Annotated in this window: 9 protein-coding genes and 1 pseudogene; 6 read left to right on the forward strand and 4 right to left on the reverse strand. The window is 33.6% G+C overall.

The features are described 5' to 3' along the window. Window positions 1-648 precede the first annotated feature (648 nt). Together ACP6PM_RS25745 and ACP6PM_RS25750 are read left to right on the forward strand one after the other, a co-directional pair. Window positions 649-909 carry a DUF7219 family protein gene (locus tag ACP6PM_RS25745; protein WP_426589725.1) on the forward strand — a complete coding sequence of 87 codons (261 nt, stop codon included), beginning with the start codon at window positions 649-651 and terminating at the stop codon, window positions 907-909. A gap of 378 nt (window positions 910-1,287) precedes the next feature. Further along, a complete protein-coding gene (locus ACP6PM_RS25750; RefSeq protein WP_426589727.1) occupies window positions 1,288-1,518 on the forward strand; it encodes a DUF7219 family protein in 231 nt (76 codons plus the stop codon). Window positions 1,519-1,630: 112 nt separating this feature from the next. On the opposite strand, the gene phnF is transcribed toward ACP6PM_RS25750, so the two are convergent. Further along, the gene (gene phnF / locus ACP6PM_RS25755) at window positions 1,631-2,359 is read right to left on the reverse strand and encodes a phosphonate metabolism transcriptional regulator PhnF (RefSeq protein WP_426589729.1); all 729 of its coding nucleotides are present in this window, start codon (window positions 2,357-2,359) and stop codon (window positions 1,631-1,633) included. 1,069 nt (window positions 2,360-3,428) lie between these two features. Here phnF and ACP6PM_RS25760 point away from each other — a divergent pair. The 4 genes and pseudogenes from ACP6PM_RS25760 (at window position 3,429) to ACP6PM_RS25775 (ending at window position 6,508) form a co-directional block, all read left to right on the forward strand. Next, window positions 3,429-3,581 (forward strand): hypothetical protein, encoded by a 153-nt coding sequence (locus ACP6PM_RS25760; protein WP_426589731.1) that lies wholly within the window; start codon window positions 3,429-3,431, stop codon window positions 3,579-3,581. A 261-nt stretch (window positions 3,582-3,842) separates the two neighbouring features. Beyond that, window positions 3,843-4,034: a transposase family protein gene (locus ACP6PM_RS25765; protein ID WP_426589732.1), complete on the forward strand. Its 192-nt coding sequence runs from the start codon at window positions 3,843-3,845 to the stop codon at window positions 4,032-4,034. Window positions 4,035-4,208: 174 nt separating this feature from the next. Then, window positions 4,209-4,367 (forward strand): annotated as a pseudogene (locus ACP6PM_RS25770) (transposase family protein); the annotation flags it as partial. A gap of 1,148 nt (window positions 4,368-5,515) precedes the next feature. Further along, on the forward strand, window positions 5,516-6,508 hold the full coding sequence (locus tag ACP6PM_RS25775) for an L-histidine N(alpha)-methyltransferase (protein ID WP_426589734.1): 993 nt from the start codon (window positions 5,516-5,518) through the stop codon (window positions 6,506-6,508). Between the two features lie 1,206 nt (window positions 6,509-7,714). Here the strand turns inward: ACP6PM_RS25775 and ACP6PM_RS25780 are convergent. From ACP6PM_RS25780 to ACP6PM_RS25790, 3 genes are all read right to left on the reverse strand, one after another. Beyond that, window positions 7,715-8,557 (reverse strand): MurL C-terminal domain-containing protein, encoded by an 843-nt coding sequence (locus tag ACP6PM_RS25780; protein WP_426589736.1) that lies wholly within the window; start codon window positions 8,555-8,557, stop codon window positions 7,715-7,717. Window positions 8,558-8,579: 22 nt separating this feature from the next. Next, the gene (locus ACP6PM_RS25785; RefSeq protein WP_426589737.1) at window positions 8,580-9,902 is read right to left on the reverse strand and encodes an RNA-guided endonuclease InsQ/TnpB family protein; all 1,323 of its coding nucleotides are present in this window, start codon (window positions 9,900-9,902) and stop codon (window positions 8,580-8,582) included. A gap of 148 nt (window positions 9,903-10,050) precedes the next feature. After that, a complete protein-coding gene (locus ACP6PM_RS25790) occupies window positions 10,051-10,626 on the reverse strand; it encodes a hypothetical protein (protein WP_426589739.1) in 576 nt (191 codons plus the stop codon). Window positions 10,627-10,940 lie beyond the last annotated feature (314 nt).

The following is a 10,940-nucleotide window of genomic DNA, read 5'->3' on the forward strand; positions in this document are numbered from 1 at the left end:
TTGGTGGTAGTTAGGAGTCAGTCCTCAGTCCTCATGAGTCAGAATTTTTAAAGTTTTTCGTTAATATTAACTATTCTAAAAATTTTCACAAATCATTTAGGATTGCTATAGTAATAATTTTTTATATTATTCACGGACTGTATTAAAGCCAATTTTTCAGATGATTAATGGTCAATTAAAGTGATAAAAAACTTTCTTCTCCTCTTCCTTCTTTTTCCCTCCTGACTCCTTCATCGTTATTTATAAGAGACGGTTTGTAAAGGAAATATAAAAAGAAGATAGGGAACACTTAACACTTAACAGGGAACACTTAACAGGTAACAGGTATGGAGGTATGGAGGGAGGAAGAAATCAAGACAACTATTTGTCAGTTAAAAATCTAGGAATATATGTACCTTTCCACCTCTGGTATCTACCAAATTTCAATCCCTTGAAGTACTAGCGCTTTGAGATTTTAGTCACTACCCATCTCTGTTAATACTTATTTTACAAACAGTCTCTAAGTATTCAACCGGACATGATATTAAATATAATATTCCTTCTATAAACTGGATTTGCTATAATTGAGTTGAGAAAATTGGATTATGTAAATAATCAGCCCTATTTTTCAGCTCTAATCAAACCCCATATATTTCTATCGGAGGAACAATGGCAATTAAGGATGATTTTTTGTATCCTCACAGTCGCTATCACGGTGATTTTACTCCAGAAAACTTAGTTTTTAACGCTAACTTACAGGAATTTGCTCAACGAGTTAGTATCATTTGTGGCTTAGAAACTGGTGGGAAAATTTCTCCAGAAGAAGCTTATGATAAAATTAAAGACCTTTGGAAACAGTTGAAAAAGTCTAAGAAAAATTTGGGTATTGGTGAAGACTCTGGGGATGGTTCTACTCAGCAAAATATTTAAAATTAATAATGATTTTATCCCCTAAATTAACTGGAAAATTGAGTATTTTTCCTTAAAAATAACAGTTTCAGGCAATTATTTGACATTTAAAGTTTGAAACTATTTGTGACATGCTTAAACTGAATTGGTAGAACAGTTTCAGAGTATTTATCTGTGCTGGGACTTTTGACAAATTCTTGAGGAATGCTATAATAAGTAAAAACACTGAGAAAAAATACTGAAAAATGTGACAAAAAGTAAAAAAATATCAAGCACAATCTCAAGATAGGCAAAAAAGGAAAATAAAAATGGAGATAATATTACTATGAACAAAAAATTAACTTAAAATCTCTTTAATTAAATTATAAATTGTGTAAAACTACTCAGGGAAAAACTAAAATGAATCACCATGAATTTATTTTTCCACAAAGTTCCTATTACGGAAAAGGAACTCCAGAAAATATAGCTTTTAATGAGAAATTACAAGAATTTTCTCATAAGGTAAATTATATTAGTGGTCTACAAACAGCAGGGAAAATTCCAGCAAGATTGGCCTATCTACAGGTGCAGGAACTATGGCAAGAGCTTAAACAAACAAAACAAAAGTTAGATAGTGCAAAAAAAGCTTAAATATAAGAAAAATTTATGGCTAATAACCAAAGCGCGATCGCCAATTCCAGGTAATCATCAAAATTGACTGATTGGCAATCGCTTAAAATTGAAATAATTTAGCCTCAAACCACTAATTTTCAAATACTAATTCCATCCTATCACCTCTAAATCTTGTTATCCCATATTCAATAATCTTGCCATCCCGATCTACATTGATCGATTCTGCTAATAGAATAGGGTGATTAAGAGGAACTTCCAAAACAGAAGCATCAAGATGTTCTACTATACGAGCATAAACATGAGTTCTATGACGAATATGGTCGCAATTATATAGCTCCCTTAATAATTGAGAAATTGAACCTTTCTCTTGCAAAAATTGGATTCCCTCCTCTTTGATTATTTCTGGAAAACGATCTAAAGGAAAATAATGACTACTAATGCTAAGGGGTTGCTTATCTGCAAAAGCTAAACGTTCAATTAAAGCGACACAAGCACCTACTTCTATTTCTAGTTTTTGAGCAATATAAGCATCAGCAAGTCTTTGAACTACTTGTAGCAATTGAAAATTAGGTTTTTGGCCTTGGGCAATGAGAGTTTTACTATAGCGTACTCGTTTACCAATAACATATTGAATAGGTTTACCCACAACAAAAGTTCCACGACCTTGATCGACTCTGAGCAACCCTTCACTTTTCAAAATAGCGATCGCCCGGCGCAAAGTATGACGGTTAACGGCAAAATGTTCACTGAGTTGAGCTTCAGTGGGTAACTTGTCTCCTACTTGATAAACTCCTTGCTTAATTTTTTCGCGTAACTCTTCAACAATTTGAGTATAAATTGGTAAGTCTTCACGGTGCATGATGTCTTAAATATATATATTTTAATTTGGCGTTGCATAATCATTGTATGAATTATCAATATTCACTCCTGACAGTACTTATTTCATAAGCATTTTATTACAGAATAATTATTAATTATAGCGGTTCTCATATTAATGAAGTACAGTATTTTTTTCTATTCCTTATTCCCTATTCGCTTTTGCCTGTTGCCTTTCGGAGCTGTTGCCTAAAATCCAAAATTTGTGTATCCCACCAATTTGATAAATGCTTTATTAATTAGGGCTTACTGATTAAATAGCAAAGAATTGACATATAAAGGTTTGAGCCGTTTTCTCGTCGAAAAAAGTGCCTGGTTTTCAGCTCTTCAGGCTCAAAAAGTTAGTATTTTGGGCAGACAAGGACAGAGAAATCAAGGGACAAATATATCCGACTATCTCCTCTATAATTCCCATTTCTCCTGACTCTTAACTACTCCTTACAAATAGGTAATTCAAGAATTAATAATTAAATAATTCACGCCTAATTGCCTCCCCTTGGATAGGGGAAAAAGCGGTCGGAAAGCGGAGCAGTCCGTTAGGATGGGATGGCGAGGAGACCTCGCTAGCCTCCAATCTCCCCTTGAGAAAAGAAAATATTCCTTATATTCAATTCCCGTACGGTTAAAACCCGAGGTAATTATCAATTATCAATTATCAATTATCCATTATCCATTATCCATTATCCATTAATGAATCCCTGCCTCAACAAAAAGACTTTTGAGTGCAAATCCTAATTATTAATTAAATAATTCAGGTTAACAGCCTCCTCTTTCAAGAGGAAAAAAGTGCTAAGATATTTTCTTATATTCAATTCCCGTACGGTTAAAACCCGAGGTAATTATCATTATCCATTATCCATTAATTAAAACCTCTTCCTACTCCCTAATTTGTACCATTATACTCCCGCTACATTTTATATGGCTTTGTTCGGCGATAGAAGTCCGTTCCGCTTTGTGAGGCAGATGAAACATGATAATGAAAATCTCCTAAAGCATTCAATCAATTAGATATCTCCAAAATAGAAAATAAGATAAAATTATCAAAACCATTTATGTATACGGTCTTCCAAATGAATCAAATTTTAGAATATATTTATAATTATCCAAAAGAAACAAAAAGAATTCTTGGTATTACTTACGAACAGCTAATAAAATTAATAGCAAATGCCCAAATAATAGAATCAGAAAAAAAAGAGGCGATGTAGCTGCCGCTAGGCTCCGCCAACGCCAAAACAGAAAAAAGATTAATCAAAGCAGGTGGAGGAAGAAAAAAGAATTTAACTCAGGAAGAAGAAATCATTTGAACGTTATTTTATTTACATCAAATACCAACTTTTCAAACATTAGGAATCAATTTTGGTATAAGTTAATCAAGTGCTAATAATATTTTTCATTACTGGATAGATATTCTCAGAGAATTACTGCTAGCAAGTTTATTAGAACAAGTAAAAAAAAAAGAAAATGAATTGGAATGGGTAAAAGAAGTGTTAACAGAATTAGAATTAATTGTAGATAGCACAGAACAAAGTAGAGAAAGACCAAGTGAATATAAAAAACAAGAAAAATATTACTCAGGAAAAAAGAAAAATCATACTTTTAAAAATCAAATAATAACAACACCAAAAGGAAAAGAAATAGTAGATGTAATAGTAGGATAAAAAGGTCCAGTAAGTGATGTAAATGTATTAAGAAAACAACAGAATAAGTTTGATAAAAGACAAGAATTTCAAGGAGATAAAGCTTATGAAGGAGCAGAGAGAACAACTACACCAAAAAAGAAACCAAGAAAAAAAGAAATGCCACCATAAATCAAAGAATAAAATCAAGAAAAAGCCAAAAATAGAATATTTGTAGAACATGTAATAAGATTAATTAAAATATTTGGAGTTGCTAGAGAAAGATTCAGATTAAAAGATAATAATTATGAAAAAGTAATCTTAAAAATATGTGGTTTAGTTAGACTAATAATTGGATCTTTAATATTAGTATAGAGTTGCAAAAAAATTAGATAAAAATAATAAAAAAAGTACAATAAATATTTATATTAATAACACGAAGCATCTCTGATACCCATAAAACTGTACAAATTAACTATCCTCATAAGTGGCGATCGCTCCACTAAAGATAGTTAGGATAGGCGTTTGAGTATTTTTGGAGATGTCTATTATATTTCTATTTTGCCGCTTTGGGGCTAACTACTAAAGTAAAAAATTGGATAAAAGTTAACATTCTTGTACATTCTTTGTCATAATATGAAAAGTATGTTTAATATCATGTCCGCTTAATTAGTGATAAAAAAATTTTTCCTCCTAAATCTTCTTTCTTCCTCCTGACTCATTCCTAATTATTTATAACTGTTCATCCGGACATGATATAATTTATTTGAAGGAGGTAAATGATTAATTGAAATGAAATCAATATTGCACAAAAAAAATTATAAATATAAATGTTGTCAATCTGATTGTGAGGCACTCCAGAGACTAAAAGGTCTGCTGTAAACGTACAAAAACTATGTGTCTGAAAGTTAGAGTCGAAAATTGAACAAGAAAAAAAGACGGCATTAAAGCTAGTAAAAAAATTAGAAACAACTGGATTTGATACAGTTAACCAAGCTCAGGTTCATTTGAAATCCATACTGATGACATTCATTTTTTTATGTTTTATAGAATTAATTTGTTGAATTTGTTGGCTCAAATTATGATGATGATTCATGTATACCTTTGTACTACATTGTGAAGTGCGGAATGTGGGTTAAAAGGAAATGTTTTTGGAGGGTTGCTCACGCATCACCGTTATAATACCATTTTTCAAAAATCTTGCTATATTTGATTAGGTTGGAAAGTGTGAGAGGTGGGGGTAGGGATGTTCCATGCAACGTCTCTACAAAATAAGAATAATTAACATTAACTGGCTAATAATTAGGGAATAAGTTATTTTACTTGTGTTAATTACTTAATAACTGAAGTGTCACCAAAGTATAGCATTAATGAATAGGAATTGGTATAAAAAAAACTTCTGACTTCTGACTTCAGCTATAGTCACAGCAAGAATTTAACTTCTGACTTTTGACTTCTGATGACTTCAGCTATTGACCTATTCCTAATCAAATTATCAAATTATCAAATTATCTAGAATTATTATGTCGGCAACATTTGAACAAGTATTTGTGCATCCTAGTCAATTTCCTGACCAAGTTTATCAAGATTATTTAGCCAGTTTTTCTGGGAAGCAAATTAATCATAAATTTCATTATGATAGTGTCAAGCAAAGTCAAAAATGGTTAAAAATTCACCAAGAATATTCTCCTTCTAGAACCAATCTAGATTGTGTTGATGCTTATGAAAAATGTTTCCAAAAAACAGCCGAAACCCTAGATGAATTTTCTACTTTACAGTTAATTGGATTAGGTTCTGGTGGTGGAACTAAAGACAGTTTGTTATTATCGTACTTATCTAATCAAAGGCGAGAGTTAATTTATTATCCTCTAGATGTTAGTTTATCTCTGGCAATAATTTCTGCTCAAAAAGCCAGAAGTTCTTTTCCTGAATTATCTGTACAACCAATTGTTTGCGATCTACTTCATGCTGATGATTTAATGCTTCAGATTCAGAAAAGGGATGACCAACAAAGGAGAATTATTACCTTTTTTGGCATGATTCCTAATTTTTATCCCCAGCAAATTTTCCCAATTTTAAATAATTTTTTGACTGAGGGAGATTTATTGTTATTAAGTGGAAATTTAGCACCGGGTTCTGATTACGTTCAAGGTATTGAAAAAATTCTGCCACAATATGATAATGAATTGACTAAAGATTGGCTAATTACTGTATTGGAAGATGTAGGAGTTAATCGAGAAAATGGGGATATCAAGTTTGGGATTAAAGATGATGAGGAAAATCCTAGTTTGAAAAGAGTTAATGCTAATTTTGAATTGCATAATGATGTGAGTTTTAAATTGGATGAGCAATTAATAGAGTGGAAAAGTGGGGATAAAATTGGGTTATTTTTTTCCTACCGTTATACGACGGCAAAGCTGCAAGAAATCCTCAGTAGTTATGGGATAAATATATTGAATTATTGGGAAGCTGCTAATCAAGAAGAAGGAGTTTATCTCTGTCAAAAAGGTAAGTAATCTAGTTGCACAGAAATCAAATATTAGCAATAATTAGTCTAGTAGTAGACCGACACAGTTAAAACTGTGCATTAGGGAGTAGGATAGGGACGTTTTGCTGACGCAAAGCTCCGCTTTCCATGTCGCGACAGCGAAACGCGGAGCGACATGAAACGCATTTTTGTTATGCAACGTCTCTAGGGGAGTAGGAGAGAAAGATTTTTCTTGGGTTACCCTGTGGGATTTTCCTAAGTCCCATGCTTCGCTATCTTTAATACCACCCATGAAAAAAAGAATGCTAGAAAAATGTACGTTTTGATTGGATATGCTAAAAAATATTTGCTCTAATACATTTTAGATAAGTATCTTTATCATTTCCCCCATTTGGTATCTTTGACATTGATTTTCCTTTCTAGAATCTGAGCGATCCCTGATGAGAGACTATCTTTTTTTAGTTGAATAAAAAGTCATGCGTATGGGCGAACAACCCCCACATAATTTGATCATATCACAAAAATTGTCAGGATGCAGCCGAAAATCCCCTCTCAAAGAAATTTTTCAGGAGCTTGAGAGAATGAAAATGTGGGTAATTTTTCACTGAAGATTTATGAATCAAAAGATTTGTGGGAAGCTCCAAAAGATGAAAATCTTTTTGGTATTGCTCCTAGAAAATATTGAAGAATATTTGATTGTCTCTTAGGGAATAATTTTAGTTGAATAAAAAGTCATGCGTATGGGCGAACAACCCCCACATAATTTGATCATATCACAAAAATTGTCAGGATGCAGCCAAAAATCCCCCTCCTCAAAGAAATTTTTTCAGGAGCTTGAGAGAATGAAAATGTGGGTAATTTTCCACTGAAGATTTATGAATCAAAAGATTCGATCGGGGAAAAATCTGATTCTAATCTTAAAAGTAAGGGAGTATTTTTCAATCTTTTTCTGCAACTGCCTAATAACCACTCCCGACTCGTAACTCAAAAATTTTCACGGGGGTAAAGATAGGGTTAAAGCTTCTATAGAACCCATTTGGTATCTAGGCTCGGGAGTGTGGGAAGAGGACGAAACTTACCTAGACTTTGAGATTTTTGACAAATATACAAATACAATTATTCCTCCTACTTTCGAGCCTCTCCGTACCCAGAACTCCTCACACTTCCCACACTTCCTTGACGCACTACCTCTTTTTCCTTACCTTACAATAAATAATTAATAATATTCACCTGATTAAGTCAAAACAGAATTTAGTTTTTCTTGATGTTCAGTTGGAATATTTTGAGGAGGAGATATTTGTAGTAGATATTCCTCAAATTCAATATCAGGTATTTCCCCAAGAATACCCAAAGGTTCGCCATTTTTGAGACGTTGTTTTTTGCATTTAGCTAAAGCCATTAAAGTCTCACGTTTTTCTCCAACACACTCAAATGGTTTCTCAGAATTTGGGTCAAATAAACGTTTCCAAATATCCTCAAGTTTTGTCAGATTAAATAAGTCTTTTCCTACTACCTGGGTAGCAAAACGAGAATCTGTTACAGCTTCAATTAAAGCATAAGAAAAAGCACATTTTGGACAGTTACAACACCATCGAAAATCTTCTGGAGACCACTGTGCTTCATTACAGGAAGTAAGGTCATTCAGAATATTTTTGTTCCACAAAGATAGCTGATGAACTGCACCTATAGAATAAACTTCTTCGCAAATACTTACATAACTGAAAGGCAAACCTTTGCGCTTCAAAAAATCATTAAAACGTTCTATATAAGCAGCTCCCTTAGCACTTTGATGATTAACTTCTCGCCCTTGGTATGTAGCATTAGATTCATTAGAACTCTTATCATTTGCTAATACAAGAAACCGATGCCCTTGCTGCATAGCAATTATCATCATAATGAAAAGAGCATTAGTAATAGTAGGGTCGTTACGAACGCCTTCATAAGCAAAATGTTCTGCTGGATCTTCTTTGGGATGAGCTTGTATTTCCCACAGATAGGTTTGATTTTTAATATAGTCAAATACTGGAAACTTTTGCAGCCATTTATCACCTAATATTCCTCCTGCATTATTTGACATACTCCCGACATCAAATCACAGATTATGATGCGGGATTCTCATCATTGATGATTCTACGCTCATAGAGATGACTTAGATGGGCAATATCACTATTACCAAACCAGAGGTCGGACTCTCCCGTAGCTTTTGGGTCTCCCCCAGATTCCGAGTGTCCCTCGGTACTGTTGACTATTGCTCCTAGCATTTCTAAACCTTTAGCTAAAATGTTCCTTGCTGCATTGTGGTCTCTATCAGCAATATAACCACAATGCGGACATTTGTGAGTCCTAACAGACAAAGATTTTTTAACAGTCTGACCACAATTTGAACAATTTTGAGATGTGAAATGTGGAGGCACTGCTATGGAAGCAATTCCATGCAACTTACCATAGTATTCTAACCATTGTGTGAACTCATACCAACTTGCATCAGATATAGATTTAGCTAAGTGATGATTTTTAACTAGGTTAGCAATCTTCAAATCCTCGTATACTACCAAATCGTGAGATTGGATTAACGCCCTTGCAGTCTTTACTGCATGGTCTTTACGCTGTCTACTGATTTTGAGATGTTGCCTGGCTAATTGCTTTCTGGCTTTGTGGTAGTTATTTGATTGTGGCTTTTTACCTTTCTCGTGGCGGCGCGATACTTTCCGTTGTAGCTTTTTTAGTCGTTTTTCCGACTTTCTCAAATATTTAGGATTTTCTATAGCATTACCATCACTATCAGTATAAAAAGCATTTAAACCTAAATCAATTCCTACTATATTGCCTTCAAAGTTATGAGCTTCTTTTCTCTCTACATTTACTAGAAATTGACAATAATAACCATCAGCTCGTCTCACAACTCTTACACGACTTATTTGTTGCTCTGAATACCAGACTAGATCACGACTTGTCCACAACTCAAAGACACCAGCTTTAAAACCATCTTTAAATTCAATTTTCTTTCTATCTGGAGATAGCTTATAACCTGTTGATTTGTACTCTATTGAACGAGTGAATTTCTTGAATTTTGGATAGCCTCTCTTGGTGCGCGTTCCCTTGCGACTGTCGTCGTCGCGGGGTCGCACCGCTTTTTTACCTGGTAATTTCAGTCTACAATTTTTGTAGAATCGTTGTATTGATTGCCATGTTCTATCGGCTGATGCTTGTCTTGCTTGAGAGTTTAACTTTTTTACCCAAGGAAAATTACTATCCTTTGCTAGTACAGAACAAAGCTTTTGTAAGTCATTGCGTTTGACATCTTTATTATCCATCCAATAGCGCAAACAACTATTTCTGATGAATTGACATGTGAGAATCATTTCATCTAAAATTTTGTACTGATTTTGACTGCCTTTTAATTTGGCCTCAATTACTAGCACTCGCTGTTGTTAACTCCTTGACTACATTGATTATTATAATTAATTTTACCTAAAATGTATACTGGATAAACTATTAATATTTGTGTATAATTATGACATCGAATCATAATTATACACCCATCATTCATCCAGACACTAAATCTCGCGATTATAGTGCTGGCCTTCTGATGGGTTTAGGTAAAGTAAATGCTTCTATTGGAAGATTTGCTTGCTGCATCCACTCAAAGGCGAATGTACTTTCTTTACCCCCACTAACAGCAAGAAGGTAGGTATCATTAACAGAAGGAAAAGAATAATTTTCTGTATAATTTGAGGAAAACTCTATTCGAGGCATTTTATCCCAATCCCATTTTTCCAGATAAAACTTTTGCTGAAGATACCAATAAATATCCTCATTCCACCAATCTATTTCCCACTCAAGACAACTATACCAAGGTACTTTTACTATTTGAGGGGTACATATTTCGCAAAGGCGATAAATTTCTGCCATTGCTATTCCTATGAAAATAGATGGGTGGATTTTTTCTGTATTTTCAAATTTTGCTGGAAAGTCGATGTAATAAAAATGTTGCCAGTTATCAATTAGAAACGGAAAAATAAGTCGATAATTTTTCCAGTAAGGTGCTTGAGAATAAATGACTGAACAGGTGGGAGATTTTCCTGTTGCCATATATTGTATCCGCGACTCGTGATATCTACTTTTGAATTGTTCAGTTAAACTCATTTTTATTTAGGGAATAGGAAATAGGTAATGGCAATTAGTATTAAACTGTAGCTCATCCTCAAAAGTGCTGTAAAGATAATAGGTAATTGAGTCAGCTTATAATAATGAATTAACTATTGCGTGTGGGCAAGAGTCGGAAAATTTGACTACCCACCTCCATCTGGCTGGTGCTTCATAAAATGAATTAACTGTTGCTCTATACGCAATAGTTGGAAATTTTCACTACCCAACTCCATCTGGCGGATGCTTCATAAAATGTATTAACTGTTGCTCTATACGCAATAGTTGGAAATTTTCACTACCCAACTCCATCT

The sequence above is a fragment of the Dapis brunnea BLCC-M229 genome, from assembly GCF_050015995.1.
Classification (GTDB): Bacteria; Cyanobacteriota; Cyanobacteriia; order Cyanobacteriales; family Microcoleaceae; genus Trichodesmium.

What these genes read in the sequence shown, in the direction of transcription:
- ACP6PM_RS25745 (WP_426589725.1), top strand. Translation starts at nt 649, where the DNA reads ATGGCAATTAAGGATGATTTTTTGTATCCTCACAGTCGCTATCACGGT.
- ACP6PM_RS25750 (WP_426589727.1), top strand. Translation starts at nt 1,288, where the DNA reads ATGAATCACCATGAATTTATTTTTCCACAAAGTTCCTATTACGGAAAA.
- phnF (WP_426589729.1), bottom strand. Translation starts at nt 2,359, where the DNA reads ATGCACCGTGAAGACTTACCAATTTATACTCAAATTGTTGAAGAGTTA.
- ACP6PM_RS25760 (WP_426589731.1), top strand. Translation starts at nt 3,429, where the DNA reads ATGTATACGGTCTTCCAAATGAATCAAATTTTAGAATATATTTATAAT.
- ACP6PM_RS25775 (WP_426589734.1), top strand. Translation starts at nt 5,516, where the DNA reads ATGTCGGCAACATTTGAACAAGTATTTGTGCATCCTAGTCAATTTCCT.
- ACP6PM_RS25780 (WP_426589736.1), bottom strand. Translation starts at nt 8,557, where the DNA reads ATGTCAAATAATGCAGGAGGAATATTAGGTGATAAATGGCTGCAAAAG.
- ACP6PM_RS25790 (WP_426589739.1), bottom strand. Translation starts at nt 10,626, where the DNA reads ATGAGTTTAACTGAACAATTCAAAAGTAGATATCACGAGTCGCGGATA.